Raw genomic sequence first — 18,855 nt, 5'->3', positions numbered from 1 at the left:
AGCTACCCCTTAAGCACGTCGTGCCGCTTCGCTAAAAGTAACAGGCACGGCCCCAGCATTTCGCCCCCAGCATTTCGCCGCCCCACACTTAGCGGGCGCCCGTGAACCCCTGCGGCGCCAGCAAGCGCCCGCCCCGATACATATTTATGTACAGCGTCACGGGGGTAGCTTTGCCCGCCCACGTCACCTGGTACACGTCTAGCAAGGCCGTATTGTCCACCGCGCCCCGCCGCGTTTTGAAGGCGCAGCAGCTGGCCTGGCGCGCGTAGGTAACGTCTTGGCCATTCGGGCCTTTCAACGCGTTCAGGTAGCGCTGCTGATTGCGGGCGCCCGCCGTGCGGCCGCCACCCACCCGCACCGGGTTTTCGGCCGTGTAGCCGTAGGTGGCGTCCTCGCTCACCCCGCGCACCACAAACGGCAGCACGGTACTGCTCGCGTTTGCGTTAGCCACCGCGGGCACGGCCGACGTACCGTACAGCGTTGGTGTTTTTTGGCTGGTGCTGCACCCGGCCATCATTCCCCCCAAAACTCCCCAAAGGAGCCATGTTTTATTTCTCATGACCACAAAATTGTTGATGACTGCCTGCCTGCCCTCCGTCCCATCGCTGCCACAAAGAACGCAGAAGCCCACCAAACGGCCCTTTTTTCTTTCGGTCGCCGTGTTCGGCCTCCTCTGCGCCGCCCCGCTCAGCGCCGCTTTCGGCCAAACCGATTCGCTGGTGCTCGACAGCCGCCTGCCCGCCCTGCTGCGCGAACGGTCCGTACTCACCCGCCAATACGCTGCAGCCAGCGCCCAGCGCCACAGCCTCTTTGGCAACAAACCCTCCAAAAAAGACCTGCAGGAAGTGGTCGACGCCCTCCAGGGCATCGTCGACAAAGACCAACAAATTGTCGACGTCCTCAACTCCACCGCCCGTCAGGCCCGCACAACTTCCGTACGCCTCGCCGCCACTACCACGCACCTGGAAAGCACGAGCCGCGACGACCGCAACAACACCTCCGAGCGCCTCTCCGAGCTGCAGAACGAAACCGAAAACCTCCGTCAGCGCGAAAAACAACAGCTTGCCCGCCAGCGCGACTTCGAAGCCGAAATAGCCGAAGTCAAGCAAGGCCAGTTTGTGCGCGACGCCCTCATTGCCCTCCTGGCGGTGGTCAGCATCGGCCTGGCAGTGGCTCTCAACCGCCGCAAAGCCCCGCCGGCCCGCCGCAAATAGCCGTACTTTTCCAGCTAGTCCCCGGTCTGCCCGCCCTGGGCAGTCCAACCGGTAGCCGCCCCAAAACTCCCAAACATGCTCTCCACTTTCCCCTTCCAAATCGCGCACCTGCCGCCGCCCACGCCCCCCGAGCGCCAACTCGCCATCTTCGCCGACGTCGGCGGGCTCGAAGAATACTACGCCCTCTTCCTACACCACGGCTTCGGCGGCACCGCAGAGTCCTGGGTCGAGCACATCGAAACCATCATCGAAGAACATCAACCGGAACTGCTTGATGAAATTGAGTTCGAAGAAGGCGGCCACACCTTCGTCGCCTACGCTCCCAGCCAAGCCGTCGCCGACCAATTCCTCGCCTGCGTCCTGCCTTTCTTCGGCACCCTCCCCCAGCTGCAGAAGTACCTCAGCCAAACCGACCCCGACGACTTCTTCGCCTGAGCCACCCGCTCAATCCCTCCTAAGTACAAACCACTGCCCGCCAAACACTCTTTTCAGCCCCGGCCTGCGTACCGGTAACGCCCACCGACTCCGCACCCATCCCGGGTCACGCCAAAAGATATTCGGCCACCTTCAAATCTACTCCTGGTCACTCAAAACCCATCAATCCTCGTTTCAAAGCCATTCCGGCAAGCTCTTAATCCAGCCTGTCCCGCTCCAAATCGTTTTTATCTCGCTCCAAAACCATCCCATCCTGCTCCAAATCCAATCCGTCTTGGTAGCCAGAACTTACAATTTCGCCGTTCGCTGCTAGTAGGCTAAATTCCCTCCGACCTTCGCCACTCATTTCCCTTTTTCGTTGTTACCTCAGCAACGAAATCAATCCGCATTCTTTTGTCCGAAGTATTCACCCCCACCGACCCTTACGCCCTCGAAAAAGAGCTGCGCCACACCCAGGCCCTCATGCAGTTGGAGCAAAAGGAAGACCTCGAGCAGTTCAAGCTTAAAAACGCCAAGGCCAGCATTGCCGAGCGCCAGCAGCGCGGCCTCACTTGGTACCCCGTCACCATCGTCAAAGAAGATATCGGCTTCGGCGGCAAAGTCGTGCTCGAACTCGAACGCCCCGCCGGCCAGCAGGGCCTGCACCTCTTCCAGGTGGGCAAAAACGCCTCGCTATTCGGCAACGTCCCCGGCCGCGCCGCCACCGACCGCCCCACCCTCAGCGGCGTCATTACCAGCGTGCGCCGCAACAAGCTACTGCTCGCCACTACCAAAGAAGACCTCCCCGATTGGGTCTTCGACGGCGGCAAGCTCGGCATCGACCTCACCTTCGACGAGGTCAGCTACCGGGAAATGGACTACGCCCTGGGCAAAGTCATGGGCGCCTACGGCGACCGGCTGGCCGAGCTGCGCGACGTCCTCCTCGGCGCCAAAGAAGCCCGCTTCCGCCAGGAAAAAGCCGATGACCTCTTCTACCCCAGCCCGCTGAATGACTCGCAGCTCGCCGCCGTGCGCCACGTAATGGCCGCCCAGGACGTGGCCATCATCCATGGCCCCCCCGGCACTGGCAAAACCACCACCCTGGTGCAAGCCATTATGGAAACCATCCGGCGCGAGCGCCGCGTGCTCGTGTGCGCCCCCAGCAACACGGCTGTGGACCTGCTCACCGAAAAGCTGGCCGAGCGCGGCGTCAACGTTATCCGCATGGGCAACCCCAGTCGCGTCTCCGACCTGCTGCTCGAGCACACCCTCGACGCCCAAATCATGGCGCACAAGAGCTACAACGAGATGCGCTCCATGCGCCAAACCGCTGACCAATACCGCGAAACCGCCAGCAAGCACGTCCGCAACTTCGGCTACGAGGAGCAGCAGCAGCGCCGCCTGCTCAAGGAAGAAGCCCGCCTGCTCTTTCAACAAGCCGACGACCTCGAACGCTACATCACCGAAGACCTGCTTGAATCCGTCCAGGTCATCACCTGCACCTTGGTCGGCGCCTCCAACCGCAACATCCGCCACCTCACCTACGAAACCGTCTTCATCGACGAAGCCGCCCAGGCCCTCGAGCCCGGCTGCTGGATTCCCATTGCCAAAGCCAAGCGCGTGGTGCTGGCCGGCGACCACCACCAACTCCCGCCCACGGTGAAAAGCGAGAAAGCCGCCCGCGACGGCTTGCGCGAAACCCTGTTCGAAAAGTGCATCAAGCGCCAGCCCGCCACGGCCCGCATGCTTACCGTGCAATACCGCATGCACGAGCAAATCATGGAGTTCAGCTCCGAGCAGTTTTACGAGGGCCAGCTCGAAGCCCACCACACCGTGCGCCACGCCGGCCTCGACGCCTACGACCTGAGCTTTGCCCCCGACCTGCCCGTTGAGTTCCTCGACACTGCCGGCTTCGGCTTCCAGGAAATCACCATCCCCGAAAGCCGCTCCACCGCCAACCCCGAAGAAGCCGACCTCCTGCTCAAGCGCCTCGCCCAGCTCCTCGAGCCCTACGACCAGGCCGAGCACGAAGAAGACCTGCTCACCATCGGGGTCATCGCTCCTTACCGCGCCCAACTCAACTACCTCAAGGACGCCATTGAGGAAAACGACGAGCTAAACGGCCTGCTGGCCCACCGCATGCTCAGCGTGGGCACCGTCGATTCGTTCCAGGGCCAGGAGCGCGACATCATCGCCATTTCCCTCACCCGCAGCAACAACCACGGCGAAATCGGTTTCCTCTCCGACATCCGCCGCATGAACGTGGGCATGACCCGCGCCCGCCGCAAGCTCCTGCTCGTCGGCGACTCCTCCACGCTCAGTTCCAACCCCTTCTTCAAGGCCATGCTGGAATACATCGAGCGCATCGGCGGCTACCGCACGGCCTGGGAATTGCAGGATTAATTCTCAACTTGCGCAACGCTAGTCGCTGCAGAAAATACTCTGCAGCAGGCTTTGGCACCGGATTCATCCATGCAAGGGTTCATACGTTTTTTCTGCCTCCTATCACTCTTTGCGTATCTACCGAGCAGTAATTCCAGGGCAAAGTCTGCGTCGGAATTATTGCTCGGCTCATGGATAAAAACGCGTATCCAAGCCAAAACAGGCGAAGAGCTGCCGATTACTTTTCGCTCCAAAAAAGCTTACCTGCGCTTTAGCTTCTATAAAAACGGCCAGGGCTTTAAAAGCGTCGATTTCAGGGATAAAGGGTTTGCAATGGCCTATGCCATCAAGAGCAATACGCTGGTTTTTGGCATCAATACTTATACTGTAGAGTCGATTGACAGTGCCCACCTGGTTTTGCTTGAGGAAGCAAGCGCAGGCACCGATGAACCCGCCATTCGGTACACCTTTACCCGCGAGCAACAGTACCAAAACACCCTGCCTGCAGAACAGGAAACCGCCGTTTACCGCCGGGACAAACTCGTTTACAAGGAAAGCCAAAAACTGACTCCGGAACTTCAGTTGAAGTCTTCATTGGATGCCTTCCTCCTTGACAACATTAGTGCGTTGCATGCATCAAGCAGCGTTGCTGGCTTTTTCGTGGCCAGTTTCGTGGTGTTGCCCTCTGGCAAGCTTGATACCATTCAAATTCACAAAGGCCGAAACCAAGCTTTTGACAAGCAATTTGTCAAAGCTATTCGGAAAACGGATGGCTTATGGAGACCGGCCATGCTCGATGGCAACACGGTAGCTGTTGAAAAAGAAATCCGATTCAAGTTTTCCACTTTCGCCACGCGGATGGACTACGACCAGAAATATAACATGGCCATCAAACTGAAAAATCAGGGAGAATACCAGTCCGCCATCGCGCTGTTATCCGTCTGCATTCAGCTTGACCCCTACGAAATTGATGCCTATTACCACCGGGCCACCTGCTACCAGGAAAGCAACCAAATTCAAAACGCTTGTACCGACTGGCAACAAGTGAAAACGCTGGGTTCGAAGGACGCCGATGAATGGCTGGCTAAATTTTGCAAATAATTCAGGGCGAGCCTACCGGTGTCGTCGTGTCCACTACGCGGCTTGTTCTTACGGTAATTCAATAACCGAAATCGTGTGCGGGGCGTCCGACTTCGTGTTAATAAAATTCTTATCCGGCTTGTCAAAATTGGCGATGTAGAGGCGCTTGCCTTTCATCAGCACCTCGGCAGGCTGGTCGAGCAGGCCGCCCGCGCCGTCGGTGTCGCCGTTTTGAGCCAGGGTGGTCACGGCGTTGCCGTTGCGCAAGTCCACCATTTCAATGGCGTTTTCGCGGGAGTTGCAGAGATACAGCTTATCGGTGCTGCGGTCGATAATCAGGCCGTCGACGCAGGGAATCTGCTTGCCTTTGAGCGACAGCACTTCTTGTTTGGCTAGGCTGCCGTCGGGCTTCAACGTGATTTTGTAGAGTGTGCCGTCGCCGAAAGAACCGGTGTAGAGGTTGCCTTGGCTGTCGTAGTCCAAGCCATCGGCACCGTTGTCAAGGCCGGTTTCGTTCACTTTGGTGGTAAAGAAAGCCAGCATGTGCGGGTCTTGCGTCTTCGGCCTGAGGTGCACCACGCCTTTGTTCAGTTCAGCTAAGGAAAAGCGCAGAATCGCGCTGCCCTTGTCGTTTTTGGGCAGGTCCCACTGGCTGTCGGTTACGTAGAGCGTATTGCCTTTCCAGGCCACGGCATTGGCCAAGGCAAAGCCGTCGGCCACGGTTTCAATCTTGCCGGGCTTGCCGTTGGCAATTTGCACGCGCATCAGGCGCGACTTAAAATTCTTATCGTTTTCGTATTGATTTTCGGCGTAGTAGAGGTGCCCGTCGGGCCCGAAGGCCAGGTCCATGGGCGCTGCCTTTTTCGTGCTCGGCTCCACAGGCAAGTTGGTAGCGTAGGGCCGGATGGTTTCCCCTACTATCTCCATTAACGAGGCTGGCTTGGAATTATCAGCCAGGTTTGGAACCGATAGAATAATGCTGCCATTGGGCGCCAGGGCCATGCCATCGGGCGTGTTGTGGGCTTCGTCTAATGAAAACAGTAGCCTGGGAGTGCCAATCCGGCTCACACTGTCCGCCGGCGCGGCCGAAGCCGGAGAATCGGTTCTGACCACAGCTTCCTTGGCGACGGCTTCGGCCTCCGTAGTGGGTGGGTTTTGCTGGCAACCGGCCAGCAGGGTGCCGCTCAGTAGCAACGAAAAAAGCGTGCGCATGGGTAGAAATTTAAATCGACTGACAATCCAAATGGGGCTGTGCCTCCGGTTCTCATAACGCGGGGCCTTTGATTGAGTTACGCGCCGTCACTGCGCAAATGGGCTGGCAACACCCCAGCATTTGGCCTTTCCACGGTTTTTGCGTACCTATCTTGCCTGAAATTTCTTCCCAATAACTCCAATGGCTGGTGCTGCCAGCCGCCCCCCTCCCCATGGCTACAATCAGCGACAAAAAAGTTGTCACCATCACCTACGACCTGAGCGTGACCGACGAGAACCAGGAAAAAGTATTGGTAGAATCGGCCGAAGCCGATGCGCCCATGGTTTTCCTGTTCGGCCACAGCGGCCTTCCCGAGGAATTCGAAGCCCAGCTCGACGGCAAAAACCCCGGCGACGATTTCCAGTTCAGCCTTACCCCCGAGCAGGCCTACGGCGAGTACGACGAGCAGGCCTTAGTCGAAATTCCCAAGGAAGTATTTCTCATCGACGGCAAGCTGGATGAGGAGATGCTGCAGGAAGGCAACTTCCTACCCATGGCCGACAACGAAGGCAACCACATGCAGGCCAAGGTGGTGAGCATCGGCGACACGGCCGTGCAAATGGACTTCAACCACCCGCTGGCTGGCATGGTCATGCATTTTGTGGGCAAAGTGCAGGCCGTACGCGACGCGACCGCCGACGAGCTGGCCCACGGCCACGCCCACGGCGAAGGCGGCCACCAGCACTAGGTTTCAGGATTTCAGCGTCGAAATTCAGCTACCCTTCCAGCACCAACGGCTGAAAACAGGAACGTCCTGCTGCGCGCCACCGAAGCATCTTTACCGCGAAGAGTAGTCATTTACTACTGCGGTAGAGTCGCTTCGGCGGCGCTCAGTAGGACGTTCTTTTTTATCCCTAAAACCGCTCTGTTCACCCCAAAAAGCCCGCGACTTGCGCTTGCAGCTCCGGAAAAAACTCCTCAAAGTCAGCTTCATAGGCCGCGTAGTTGGCCTGCAATTCCACCACTGCCGTTTCCATGCCGGAACCCGGCGAGGCGCGGCGGCTTAGGCCATTTAGCGCCCGGGCAATACTCTCAACGTCAGCGTAGCTTAGCAGCCAGTCGTGTTGCGTCATGTAGGGCAGGAAATGCTGCACGCGGGGTGGCATTTCGGGCTGGCGGGCATTGAGCAGGGCGTAGATGCGCTGGGCAAAATCGGCGAGGCTTTCCGGGGTGAACTCCGCAAACTTTCGGGCCAGAAAATGGTCGAGAAACATGTCGGAAATCACGCCCGCGTATTTGCCATAGCCGGCAGTGCGCAGGCGTTGGGTGGCCCGCCGCACCACGGGGTGCTGGTCGGTAAAAGTATCGATGGCCCGGTGCAGGCGAATACCGGCTTGCACGCCCGGCGGGTAGTTTTCCAGCTGTTTGCCGGGCACGGAGTCGGCAATGAAGTTGCCCAGCAGCACATCAGCGTACGCCGGTGTTCCGGGCCGCCCGGAGAGAAACAAGTGCGCGAGAAAATTCATGGGTTTGAGAGCAGGCAGGTCCTTCAGAAATCACAACAGTAAGAAACAAGTACTGACCAAGGCCGTAAACCCAACTCATTACTTTCTTCTCATTCCCTTAAGACCCTATTCCCATGGCCGACCAAGTTGCCGTAAGCCACGACGTATCAAAGCTCGTCGAAAAAATCAAGGACATCAAGATTGCCATGATGACCACCGTTGAGAACGGCCACGAGCTGCACTCGCGCCCCATGTATACCAGCCAGCCGGAGGACGACGGCACCCTGTGGTTTTTCACGGAGCTGGACTCGCAGAAAGTAGACGAGTTGCAGAAGGACCGCCACATCAATTTGGGTTATTCCAAACCAGACGATAACCTGTACGTGGCCATCACCGGCACGGCCCAGGTGGTGACGGACCGCGCCAAAATCAAGGAACTGTGGAGCGAAGGCCTCCGCGGCTGGTTCCCGAACGGCTCCGACGACCCGAACATTGCCCTGCTTAAAGTTACGATTACCAAAGGCGAGTTCTGGGATTCGCCTAACTCGACTCTGCTCCGCGCCTACACCTACGTGAAGGCCGTGGTGACCGGCGAGCGCGACCAACCCGGCCCCGACCGGCAATCGGTCGTGATTCCGAAGTAATTTCCACGCATTCCAGTTGCGTCAAAAAAGGCCTGAAGCAATTCCGGCCTTTTTTTGTTGATTGAAATCCGCTGGCGGGCCAACTGGCCGCTGGCCCGCCGCCTGCATGCCACACACCACCCTCACCGTATTCACCCTCAAGCCCGGCAATCGGCGCTGGGGTTTGGCCCAGATGGGCACTTCTCCAGCTTCCCTGCACCGCGTACCGGGCCTCCGTTTTTTCAAGCTGATGGGCAGCGGCGCCAACAACGGATTCGGCTTCTGGCCCAACCTGGACCGCTACGGTTTCATGGGCGTGTGGGAAGATGCCGCGGCGGCAGCAGTTTTTTTTGGCCAGCATTCACTATGGGCGACATACAAGGTACGAAGCAGCGAAATGTGGACGGTGCAGCTGGCGCCCCTGAAAGCGCACGGCCTGTGGGACGGCAAAACGCCGTTTGACTATCCCATTTCCCAACTACCGGCCGAAAACGCGCCCCTGGCCGTGCTCACCCGCGCTAGCATCCGCCTACGCAAAACGCCCCGGTTCTGGCAGTTTGTCGAACCCACCAGCGCGGCCTTGGCACAGGCCGGTGGCGTGCGCGCCGCCATTGGCCTGGGCGAGCTGCCGCTGGTGCGGCAGGCCACGTTCAGCGTATGGGAGTCGGCGCAGGCCATGCAGGAATACGCCTACCGCGATGTACGTCATCGGGAAGTCATCAAACTCACGCGCAGCGAGCAGTGGTACGGCGAGGAGTTGTTTGCTAGGTTCCAGGTGCTGGCCAGCAGCGGCACCTTGGATGGGCAAGACCCGCTGGCGGGGCTACTCGCGGCACCTGAGTCTTACAGCCGGTAGCGCGACAGCCAACTCCGGGCATTGGTTACGGTCGAATCCGAAGTGGTTTTGACCGTGACTCCCTTCGTAGGATTAATGGTGGTTCCGCTGGGGCTGGTGTGCCACGTAATGTCAGAAACTTCGGAATTTTTCTGGCGGGGGCTCACAAGCTGGTTGCGGCCTGCGCCTTCAAAAACGTGCACCGCCACCCCGGATTTGCAGGGCGCGAGCACCTCAAAAATATCATTACCCGCCAATCCATACAGCTCCACGGCCGAGGTTTCCCGGCGGTCATACGTGCGTTCCGTGACCAGACTATCGGCTTGGTTGGGCCGCTGAACAAACACCTTCACCCGCAAGCGGCCCGGCCCGGCATCGCTGAGCACAAACCGCTCGGCGTAGTCGGTGCCTACCACCCACGCCTCCTCGGCCAGCAGCTTGTAATAGCTCTGGGCTACCTCGGCCAGTTGCTCGCGGCGGGCGCGCAGCAAGGGCTCGAAATAAGCCGAAATGCTGGCGCGGGTTTCGGGCGGGCCCGCGGTAAAAGCGCGGGCGATGGCCGCATCCGTCAGGCGCAGCCGCAGCGAATCGGCCACTTGGCGAAAGTCCTCGGCGGTGAGCGTGCCCAGCAATGTGCGGTCGAGGGAGCGGGCCGTGGCCGTGAGGCCATCAATCGCGCCGGGCCGAATGCGTGCGTGGAAGCTCTGGTACTTTGGTACGAACCAGGAAATGATGCGGGTAAAGAACCCATCGTCGAATAGAAAAAAGGCTTGGTCGCGGTCGCGCGGGATGGGCCGGTAGGTCATTCGGCCGGCGTGGGTAAAACTGGCCCAACGCCACTGGTCTTCTCGGCGGCTCCAGTCGCCCAGCCACACGTCCAGCAGGCGAGCCCGCAAGTAAGTCCGCGCATCAATCTGGGCACTGGGCCGCTCGTGGATGGTGGCCAGCATCAGGCCGGTGCTGTGCACGGCGGGCGAGTGGCCAAAGCTGGCCACGGTGCGCTGGTTGCCATCCGGCCGCTCTTCCAGCAGGTACAGGTCGTTGGCATAGGCTGCCCGGAACTTGCCCAGCGCCGGGTCGTCCGGCAGGTACACCAGCCGCGGATTGGTGTGGTAAACTCCTGCCGCCTCGGCCAACTGGGCGGCCACGTAGGCGCCGTAGGGCTGGGCCACGCTGGTTTGGTCTTTCATGAGCCCGCCCAGCAGCCAGCGCTGCCAGCTGGAGGTGAAAGCGGCGCTGGCATCTTTGTCGACGGAACGCAACACGTACTCCTGGCCGCTAGCGGCGCGCAGGCGCAAGGTTCGGCTTTGGTAGCTGCCGCCCGCTTGGAGCGGCACCAAGCCCCCCGGCACGGCAGTGGCCAAACGAAACACTGGCACCGTAACGGGCGTGGCCCATATCTCGCGATAATGCTGCCCCCAAAAGAAGCGCCACACGGCCCCCCGGTTGTACTCGGGCCCGGCGGCCCGGCGCACGGTGGTTGAATCAGGCGCCCATTGGGTTGGCACATTGCGGGCAGCGTTTTGGCCGTTGCAAGCCATCGGCAACAAGGCAACCGCGCAAGCCAACCCACGGATAAAGCCGGCGCAACTATCAAATATCCTGGACATAGCCGATGAATTTTCCAAGGCCATCGCGCCCTTGTACGGGCTGAAAACGGCGGCCTTGCCTTGCCTATACCGCAAACGCATGGCCAATGGTTGTACGGTTGTGCTTCCCAATGGTCGACTTTTGGCAGGGTTTTGCGTTAAAGGCCCAAATCCCGCCCCCTAATTCTCCGGATGCCTCCACTTTCCGCCCAACCGCCGGTTTCTCATTTCTGTCTTTTACTGTTCGGACTGGCGTTGGCGACTACCAGCTGCGCCCGGCGTGATTTTTTTCAGCCCGATGCGCGCATTGGCGTCGGCAGTTCCGAGCCTCTGCCTCCCGCCACCGACAGCGTGCTGACCGTAGCAGGCCGCCAGTACAACCGCTACTCCAAATTCTACCAGTTTTTCTGGGGGCATCACTACCGGCCGGTGTGGGCCGCGCCCGCCAAGGTGCAGGTGCTGCAGCTGGCCACTGCCGCTCCCGGGGGGCTGAAAGCCGGCAAGCCCGGCGGGGGATTCCAAAGCATCAGCATGACGATGGAGGGCACCAAAGAACGAGAGTACGCGCTGCGGGCATTGGATAAGAACCCCGTCAAAACGTTGCCTAAGTTTCTGCAAAACAGTTTTTTGTTGAATACGGTGCGCGATGCCACATCCGCCGCTATGCCCTACGGCGCCCTCACGGTGCCACCCTTTGCCCAAGCGGCCGGAGTGCCTCATACCCGGCCGCGGCTAGTTTATGTGCGGCAGGATGAAACCGGGTTGGGCGAAATGTCGGAACGGTTTCAGGGCAAAGTGGCCTTGCTGGAAGAGAAGTACGATGCTCTGGCCTCGCGTACGGCCGACCTCGCTGGCGCCACCGACTTTAAAGGCGGTGAGTCCGTGTTGGAACAAGTGTACGCCAACCCCGCGCATACCATCGATGAGCCCGCCTTCTTGCGGGCCCGCCTGCTGGACGTGTGGCTGGGCGACTGGGACCGCCACGAAGGCCAATGGGACTGGGCCGAATTCAAGAAACCCGATGGCCGCGTCCGATACCAAGCCATTCCCAAAGACCGGGACCAAGTGTATTTCCGGTTTGATGACGGCATAATCCCCTGGTTTGTCAGCCGGCGGTTCATTCTTCCCCGGTTCCAAACGTTCAAACCCAACTACGGTAACGTAGCGGGGTTGGTACAGCAAGGCGACTTTATCGACCAGCGCGGCCTCAAACAAATGACTCGCACCGATTTTAGCCGCACCGCGGCCGACTTACAGCGGCGCCTGCCCGATTCGCTCATTGAACGGGCCCTGCGCCGCTTGCCGCCGGCCGTCTACGCCCTCGAAGGTCCTACCCTGCGCAGCGCGCTTAAAGCCCGCCGCGAAACGCTGCCCCAAGCCGCCGAAACCTTTTACCTGACGCTGGCCCGCAAGCCCGTGGTGGGCGGCACCGCTCAGGCCGAACGGTTTGTGGTGCAGCGCTATCCCGATTCTACCACGGTGCGCGTGTTTTCAACCGCCCCGAATAAGGTCGCCCGCCGGGATTCGCTGCAATTTCGGCGAACGTATTTCAATGCCGAAACGCGCGAGCTCAGCTTGGAAGGGCTGAGTGGAAACGATGTATTCGAGCTAGAAACTATAGGCGCCGGCCGACCCATCGCATTGCTTGTGTACGGTGGCGCCGGACAGGACATACTTCGCTTAAAAGGCTCGGGCAATCGGCTCAAACTCTACGATGAAACCTCAGATTTGACCGCCGCCCAAGCCCCGCGGCCCCAGCCGCCCAAGAAAAAACGTCTCCCCTACGACCGCACCCTCGACACCAAAGGTCGCTAACTCGAAATCTCAGCCATTGGGTACCATGGGGTGATTTTTCAGAAAGCTCCTTAGTACTGCACACAATTTCCGAATGCCGTCGCCTCTTCAAACTTCTGTAGTGCTCATAGGTGCGCTGGCCTGCCTAGTAATTGGTCCCGGCTGCGTAAGAAAACAGTACTTCCAAGCCGACGCCCGGCCGGATTCGGCCCTTGCGCAGCCCCTTTCGGCTTCGGCCGATAGTGTGCATGGCGTCACGGCGGGCCGGCAATATGCCCGGCATGGCCGCCTGTACCACGCGCTGATTGGCCGGCACTACCGGAGCACCTGGGCTGCCCCCATCGCGGCGCCCGTACTGCGCCTCGCCACCGCTCAACCGGGTGGCTTGAGGCCCGGCAAAGTGGGCGGCGGGTTCAACAGCACCAGTCTCAATTTAAGTACTCCCACGGGTCAGGGCTACGTCCTGCGTACCGTGGACAAAGACCCCATCAGGGCTACGCCCAAGCTGCTGCAAGGCACTTTTTTAGTGAATGTGCTGCGCGATAATGTGTCGTCTACCAACCCTTACGCATCGCTGGTTGTGCCGCCATTTGCGCAAGCGCTGGGCGTGGCCCGGGCGCAGCCCAGCCTCTACTACGTGCGGCCCGATGACGCTTTCTTTCAAACGGATTCGTTGCGCCTTTTTCGGGGGCAACTCGCTTATCTGGAAGAAAAATACGCCGTTGCGCCTCCCAGCAGCGGCGCGGGAAACCCGGCCAGCAGCACAACGGCATTTACGGGGGTGTTCGCAAGCCCCAACCAGCGCATGGACCAAGCGGCCTTGCTGCGGGCCCGGTTGCTCGACGGCTGGCTGGGTGACTGGGACCGGCACGCCGGCCAGTGGAACTGGTTGGTCCGAACACAGCCCAATGCCGGGTTCGCCAGCATTTTGCCGCTGCCCAAAGACCGGGACATGGTTTTTTATCGGCTCGATGACGGAGTGCTGGGTTGGCTAATCGGGCATTTGGCCATTCGCCACTGGACCACTTTCCGGCCGCGCTATCCCAATATTGCCCATCTGATGTCGAACGGCAAGTACCTGGACGAGCGGAGTCTTAACCAGCTCTCGCGGGCCGATTTTGAGGCAGCCGCACGGGCGATGCAGCAGAAACTACCCGATTCCCTCATCGGCCGGGCCGTGCGCCGGATGCCGGCCGCCGCCTTTGCCTTGGAAGGCCCGGGCATTATCTCCGCCCTTCAAGCCCGCAGAGCCGCTTTGCCTGCTTTTGCAGCAGCCTACTACCGGCAGTTGGCCCAGCATGTGCTTGTTGGAGGCACCGCCCAGGCCGAACGGTTCGAAATTCATCGCTACCGTGACTCCACGGTGGTGACGGTGCGGCTGGTTACGGCGGGGAGTTCTGACCAGCCCCCCCAGTTTCGCCGCACTTTTTTGCCCGCCGAAACCCGCACAATTCAACTGGAAGGGCTCGCAGGCAATGATATCTTCACCATTGAGCAGCACGGCAACCAACCCGTGCGGCTTCCTGCCTTGCGCCTTTACGGCGGGCCGGGCACCGATGAATTACCAACCAACTTTCTTGGTCGTGGTGCCAGTTTTAGCCAAGACAGCGCACCAGCAAAAAGCGCCTACGACCAACCGCCCAAGGAGTAGTCGGCGGCTTATTGTCGAGATAGCAAAGCAAGCAATCTGAACACATTACGACTATCTGCCAACGACCACAATCCCAGGAATGGAACACCAGCAATGGTGCGGCTACGCTTCTTCCAACATCTTCAGTACTAGCCGTTCCACGGGAGTAAGCAAATCGCCGGGGGCAGCTTCGGCATCGTGCTTACGCAAGTATTCAATGAGTTGCCCCGATTTGAATAACTCCACCACCTGCGGATGAATGTAGTACTTGGAGCACACGGTGGGTGTGTTGCCCAAGCCGGTGGCAACTTCTTTCACCGCTTTTTTCACCACTTTTTCGGGGGCCAAATCGGGCTCCTCGTGCAGTACGGCTTCTAGGCACTGCACCATTTTCACGGTGCCGCCCCAGGTGCGAAAGTCCTTGGCTGACAGGGCCAGTCCGGTGTGGCGTTGCAGGTATTCGTTCACATCGCCCGATTCGAGGGCGTGGCGCTGGCCGTCGCTGGAATAATACTGGAACAGGTGCTGGCCAGGAATTTCCTTGCACTTGCGCACCAGTTTGGCCAGGCGGGCATCGTGCAGGGTTACGTCATGCGGCACCCCTTTTTTGCCCACGAAGCTGAAATTCACGTCAGCGCCCTCAATCGCCACGTGCTTGTCGCGCAGCGTGGTGAGGCCGTAGCTCTTGTTCTTTTTGGCATATTCTTTATTGCCCACCCGGATGAAGGACTGGTCCATCAGGGTCAGCACCAGGGCCACCACTTTCTCGCGGTCCAAGGTTGGGCGGCGGAGGTCTTTGTTGAATTGCGCGCGCAGCGCCGCTAGCTTTTCGCCAAAGGTGCGCAGCCGGGAAAACTTGGTCAGGCTCCGCATTTCGTCCCACGCGGTATGGTAGCGGTACTGCTTGCGGCCCAGGCTGTCTCGCCCGGTTACCTGCAGGTGGGCGGTTGGCGACGCCGCAATCCAGACATCGGCCCAGGCCGGCGGAATCACAAAGCTCACAATGCGGTCCAGCGTTTTCGCGTCGGTAATTTTTTGGCCTTTCGCGTCGTGGTAAGTAAAACTGCCGGTTCGCGTGGTTTTTCTGGTGATGCCGGGCCCTTGGTCGGTGGCGTAGCGCAGGCCTGCCATTTGTGCTTGGCGGGCCGGGTCTTTGTACACCACATGCGCCTCTTCCTGAGGAACAAGGGTCTTCTTTTTGGTTTTGGAACGGGGAGCGGTGGTAGTCGGCATAGGGAGGAGAAAGGAGCCCTGAAAAGTGGGCACTGGCGTAGTACGCAAGCCGAACGCTGGCGGCCATTTTTAGCCGTTGCCACGGTCCAGCCGTAGGTTTGCCCTATGAAGTTGCTCGATGCCCTTTCCTCGGTCACTGAATGGACCGACCACCTCCTCACCCGTTCCCGGGCGCGGGCTGGTTGGCTCCGCCCCCTCCAACTCGATGCGTACCGGAGCTACGGCACGGCCGCCAAGTTCTACATCAAGGGCCGCTTGCTGGCCGAGCGCGGGCTGGGCACGCAAACCGCCACGGACTCGCGCTGGCGCAATTTCCAGAGCATGGTCCGCCGCTTCAACAGCCGGGAAGTGGCCGGCGCCGACCTCGTGGCCGAACTGCCCGACGGCAGCCAGCACCTCGTCACCACCGACGACGAAGGCTACTTCACCCTCATCATTGAGCCCCACGCGCTGCCCGAGCCCGTGGCCTACCTGTGGTATCCGGTGCCGGTGAAAGTATCGCGCCTGCCCTCGCAATTCCGTGCACCACTGCCGGCCGTTCAGGGCGCAGCCAAGGTGCTGGTGCCGCCGGCTACCGCCGAATTCGGCGTTATCAGCGACCTCGACGATACCGTATTTGAGACGAGTGCCACCAACCTCATGAAAATGCTGGCGCGCACCCTGCTCAGCAATGCGCATTCCAAGCTGCCCTTTGTGGGCGTGGCCGATTTCTACCGCCGCCTCCAGCGCGGCAATACCAACAAACCCGACAACCCTTTTTTCTACGTGAGCAGCAGCCCGTGGAACTTATACGACGTGCTCGATGAATTTATGGGCATCCACGAAATGCCGCCCGGGCCGCTCCTGCTGCGCGATTTGGGCATTGCCCGACCCAAAACTACGGCCCCGCCCGGTATCACGGGCTCAGCGGCCGTGCACTTTGGGCACAAGCTACACGAAATCAACGACGTACTAGCTACCTATCCCCAGTTACCCTTCGTGCTCCTCGGCGACAGCGGCCAGGAAGACGCGCGCATCTACCGGGAAGTAGTGCGGCAGCATCCCGGCCGCATCCGCGCCATTTACATCCGCGACGTGCAGGTGCCCGCCCGCGCCCTGCTCGTGGGGCCCATCACCGAAGAACTACAGGCCGAAGGCGTACCCATGCTGCTGGTAGCCGACTACGCCACCGCCGCTGCCCACGCGGCCAGCATCGGGCTGATTGTGAACGAGCCGGCTCCCAAAGCGGGATAACTGGCCCTCCCGTTACCAGTTCATTGGCTATTGGTGTGGTCGGCCGCTACTACCCAATTGCCGTCAATCTGCCGCATTACCAACAGAAAGTAGCCCTGCACATCGCCGGCCACTGGCCGCGCCAAGTGCCAGCGCCCAATTACCTGTGCCGCGTTGGTATTCAGCACCGTTACGCGCAAGCTGCTGAAATCCAACTGGCCCATGGCGGCGGCATCGGGGTAGTTTTTTTTGTAATTATCGAGCGTTTGCTGCCAGCCGTAGGTGGGGCCTTTGCGCCCGAGGAAAACCAGGGAGTCGGACTTCCAATACCCTTGCATGAAGCCGGGAATGTCGCCCCGATTCCAGGCGGCGGCCTGGGTGGTCAGCACGGTGCGGATGGCGGCGGCGGCTTGCTCGTTGTCGGCAGTTTTGCCCGCCGTTGGCGGTGCTTCTGAGCAGCTTTGCAGGCTCAGGAACAATCCGGCCAGCAGGGTTTTTCCACTGAATCTTAGCGAAACATCCATTTTATTTATTCAATAACGTTTTGACGTAGGAAGTACCGCCCAGCCGGCGCATGTTGCGCATCACCCGCTGCTGTTTGGCCCGGGCCACTGGGCCGGGATTGGATGCCCGAAACCGGAGCGGATTGGGCAATACCCCGGCCAGTAGCGCGGCTTCGGCGGTGGTGACCTGGCTGGCGGGCTTGCCAAAGTAGCGCTGGCTGGCCGCTTCGACGCCGAACGTGCAGTCGCCCATCTCCGCCACGCTCAGGTACATTTCCATTATGCGCCGCTTGTCCCACAAAAACTCAATCAGCACCGTAAAATATGCCTCGGCTGCCTTGCGCACGTAGCTGCGCCCGTGCCACAGAAACACGTTCTTGGCCACTTGCTGCGAGATGGTACTGCCGCCTACTATGTGCGTGCCGTCGCCGTTCCAGTTGCGTTTGGCGGCCTTGGTGATGGCATCAAAATCAAAGCCGCGGTGCAGGAGAAAGCGTTGGTCTTCGGCCGCCACCAGCGCCAACGGGATGGCCGGGGCCACCTCGTTTAGGTTGCGGAACTGGTAGCGAATCTGCCGGGATTCTTCCTGGATGCCGTAATAGCCGCGGCCCACGGGGGCGTGCGCGCGCCGTTCCAGCATCAGCCAGGTAGCGGGCGGCGCCACCCAGCGGTAAACGAGCACCCAGGCCACCGAAGCCAGAAACAACGCGGCGCCAACCTGCAGCAGCAACCGACCCGTTTTTTTAAGAATTACCGAGATACTGGGAAGCAGTGGAGTGGATGCCATTGCGGCAAAAGTAGCGCGGCAGGCGGGGTTTCGCCATTCCCTCCTACCTTTCGTCCGCTTGCGGTTCCACTTGCCGGCCTTATTTCCCGCCCGCCGCCGGCCATCCTAAACCTAACCCACGCCTCAACTTGTTGATGCAGTAGTTGGCCTCTCAAATCCAGTCACGGTTCCCATGTCGCGCTTGTTACCACTGTTTCCGCTCAATCTGGTGGTTTTTCCAGGCGAAAAACTCAACCTGCACATCTTTGAGCCCCGCTACCGCCAGCTGGTCCGCGAATGCATTGAGCAGAATATTACCTTCGGTATTCCGCCGTACCTGGATAATTCACTCAGCGAATTGGGCACTGAAATGCGCCTGCTGAGTGTGGAACAGACCTATTCCAGCGGAGAACTGGACATCCGAACCAAAGCCGTGGGCGTGTTTCGCATCAATAAATTTTATCGGCAGGCCCCGGGCAAACTCTACGCCGGCGGGCAGGTAGAAGAAGTGGTGCAGGACGACGTGGCCGACCCCATACTTCGTGAAATCATCACCAAGCAAGTGCGGCAGCTTTACGAAGCGCTGGGCCTGCGCAAGCTGTTGCTGGAGCTGGCCCCCGACTATTGCATCTTCGACGTAGCGCACCACATCGGCTTCAGCACTGAGCAGGAATACCAGCTTTTGGCCACCACGAGCGAACAAGAGCGCCAAGAAATGGTGCGGGAACACCTCGACACCATCCTGCCCGTAGTTCTCGAAACCGAACGCCTTAAAGAGCGAGTGCGCCTCAACGGTCACTTCAAAAACCTGACACCGCCAAATTTCTAGGCCACGCCACAAACCAAAGGCGGCGCCCCAGCGACGAAACTGTCGTCGGGGCGC

18 protein-coding genes are annotated in these 18,855 nt (G+C 59.9%); 11 read left to right on the top strand and 7 right to left on the bottom strand.

Annotation, left to right across the window (positions count from 1 at the left end; all coding sequences use genetic code 11):
* Positions 1-88: 88 nt before the first annotated feature.
* On the bottom strand, positions 89-559 hold the full coding sequence (locus tag I2I05_RS15835; protein WP_196283234.1) for a hypothetical protein: 471 nt from the start codon (positions 557-559) through the stop codon (positions 89-91).
* Between the two features lie 100 nt (positions 560-659).
* On the opposite strand from I2I05_RS15835, the gene I2I05_RS15830 reads away from it, so the two are divergent.
* The 4 genes from I2I05_RS15830 (at position 660) to I2I05_RS15815 (ending at position 5,111) form a co-directional block, all read left to right on the top strand.
* Complete coding sequence (locus tag I2I05_RS15830; RefSeq protein ID WP_196283233.1) at positions 660-1,214, top strand: hypothetical protein; 555 nt, start codon at positions 660-662, stop codon at positions 1,212-1,214.
* 75 nt (positions 1,215-1,289) lie between these two features.
* Positions 1,290-1,649 carry an Imm51 family immunity protein gene (locus I2I05_RS15825; protein ID WP_196283232.1) on the top strand — a complete coding sequence of 120 codons (360 nt, stop codon included), beginning with the start codon at positions 1,290-1,292 and terminating at the stop codon, positions 1,647-1,649.
* Between the two features lie 393 nt (positions 1,650-2,042).
* Positions 2,043-4,031, top strand: coding sequence for an AAA domain-containing protein (locus I2I05_RS15820; protein ID WP_196283231.1), 1,989 nt, complete (start codon positions 2,043-2,045; stop codon positions 4,029-4,031).
* Positions 4,032-4,100: 69 nt separating this feature from the next.
* Positions 4,101-5,111, top strand: a complete 1,011-nt coding sequence (locus tag I2I05_RS15815; RefSeq protein ID WP_196283230.1) for an energy transducer TonB — start codon at positions 4,101-4,103, stop codon at positions 5,109-5,111.
* A gap of 48 nt (positions 5,112-5,159) precedes the next feature.
* Here I2I05_RS15815 and I2I05_RS15810 read toward each other — a convergent pair whose 3' ends face one another.
* Positions 5,160-6,302, bottom strand: coding sequence for an SMP-30/gluconolactonase/LRE family protein (locus tag I2I05_RS15810; protein WP_196283229.1), 1,143 nt, complete (start codon positions 6,300-6,302; stop codon positions 5,160-5,162).
* Between the two features lie 212 nt (positions 6,303-6,514).
* Between I2I05_RS15810 and I2I05_RS15805 the strand changes: the two genes are divergently transcribed.
* Positions 6,515-7,030, top strand: a complete 516-nt coding sequence (locus tag I2I05_RS15805; RefSeq protein WP_196283228.1) for an FKBP-type peptidyl-prolyl cis-trans isomerase — start codon at positions 6,515-6,517, stop codon at positions 7,028-7,030.
* Positions 7,031-7,211: 181 nt separating this feature from the next.
* On the opposite strand, the gene I2I05_RS15800 is transcribed toward I2I05_RS15805, so the two are convergent.
* On the bottom strand, positions 7,212-7,808 hold the full coding sequence (locus I2I05_RS15800) for an acyl carrier protein phosphodiesterase (protein WP_196283227.1): 597 nt from the start codon (positions 7,806-7,808) through the stop codon (positions 7,212-7,214).
* A gap of 113 nt (positions 7,809-7,921) precedes the next feature.
* On the opposite strand from I2I05_RS15800, the gene I2I05_RS15795 reads away from it, so the two are divergent.
* Together I2I05_RS15795 and I2I05_RS15790 are read left to right on the top strand one after the other, a co-directional pair.
* Entirely contained in the window at positions 7,922-8,431 is a 510-nt protein-coding gene (locus I2I05_RS15795; RefSeq protein ID WP_196283226.1) for a pyridoxamine 5'-phosphate oxidase family protein, read from the top strand.
* A gap of 106 nt (positions 8,432-8,537) precedes the next feature.
* Entirely contained in the window at positions 8,538-9,266 is a 729-nt protein-coding gene (locus I2I05_RS15790; protein ID WP_196283225.1) for a spheroidene monooxygenase, read from the top strand.
* Here the strand turns inward: I2I05_RS15790 and I2I05_RS15785 are convergent.
* Entirely contained in the window at positions 9,254-10,855 is a 1,602-nt protein-coding gene (locus I2I05_RS15785; RefSeq protein WP_196283224.1) for a hypothetical protein, read from the bottom strand. The two genes, I2I05_RS15790 and I2I05_RS15785, sit on opposite strands and share 13 nt — an antisense overlap.
* A gap of 171 nt (positions 10,856-11,026) precedes the next feature.
* Between I2I05_RS15785 and I2I05_RS15780 the strand changes: the two genes are divergently transcribed.
* Together I2I05_RS15780 and I2I05_RS15775 are read left to right on the top strand one after the other, a co-directional pair.
* Complete coding sequence (locus tag I2I05_RS15780) at positions 11,027-12,649, top strand: hypothetical protein (protein WP_196283223.1); 1,623 nt, start codon at positions 11,027-11,029, stop codon at positions 12,647-12,649.
* 73 nt (positions 12,650-12,722) lie between these two features.
* On the top strand, positions 12,723-14,279 hold the full coding sequence (locus tag I2I05_RS15775) for a hypothetical protein (RefSeq protein WP_196283222.1): 1,557 nt from the start codon (positions 12,723-12,725) through the stop codon (positions 14,277-14,279).
* 102 nt (positions 14,280-14,381) lie between these two features.
* On the opposite strand, the gene I2I05_RS15770 is transcribed toward I2I05_RS15775, so the two are convergent.
* Positions 14,382-15,491, bottom strand: a complete 1,110-nt coding sequence (locus tag I2I05_RS15770; RefSeq protein ID WP_196283221.1) for a DNA topoisomerase IB — start codon at positions 15,489-15,491, stop codon at positions 14,382-14,384.
* A 105-nt stretch (positions 15,492-15,596) separates the two neighbouring features.
* Between I2I05_RS15770 and I2I05_RS15765 the strand changes: the two genes are divergently transcribed.
* Entirely contained in the window at positions 15,597-16,724 is a 1,128-nt protein-coding gene (locus I2I05_RS15765; RefSeq protein WP_196283220.1) for an App1 family protein, read from the top strand.
* Positions 16,725-16,744: 20 nt separating this feature from the next.
* On the opposite strand, the gene I2I05_RS15760 is transcribed toward I2I05_RS15765, so the two are convergent.
* Both I2I05_RS15760 and mtgA read right to left on the bottom strand, forming a co-directional pair.
* Positions 16,745-17,227: a YybH family protein gene (locus tag I2I05_RS15760; protein WP_196283219.1), complete on the bottom strand. Its 483-nt coding sequence runs from the start codon at positions 17,225-17,227 to the stop codon at positions 16,745-16,747.
* 1 nt (position 17,228) lies between these two features.
* On the bottom strand, positions 17,229-17,993 hold the full coding sequence (mtgA, locus tag I2I05_RS15755; RefSeq protein ID WP_196283218.1) for a monofunctional biosynthetic peptidoglycan transglycosylase: 765 nt from the start codon (positions 17,991-17,993) through the stop codon (positions 17,229-17,231).
* Between the two features lie 172 nt (positions 17,994-18,165).
* Here mtgA and I2I05_RS15750 point away from each other — a divergent pair, with 172 nt between their 5' ends.
* Positions 18,166-18,801: an LON peptidase substrate-binding domain-containing protein gene (locus I2I05_RS15750; protein ID WP_196283217.1), complete on the top strand. Its 636-nt coding sequence runs from the start codon at positions 18,166-18,168 to the stop codon at positions 18,799-18,801.
* Positions 18,802-18,855 lie beyond the last annotated feature (54 nt).

This window comes from Hymenobacter jeongseonensis (genome assembly GCF_015694725.1).
Taxonomy (GTDB): Bacteria; Bacteroidota; Bacteroidia; order Cytophagales; family Hymenobacteraceae; genus Hymenobacter; species Hymenobacter jeongseonensis.
Note: the sequence above shows the minus strand (reverse complement) of the source record. Positions and strands in the feature narration are given on the sequence as shown.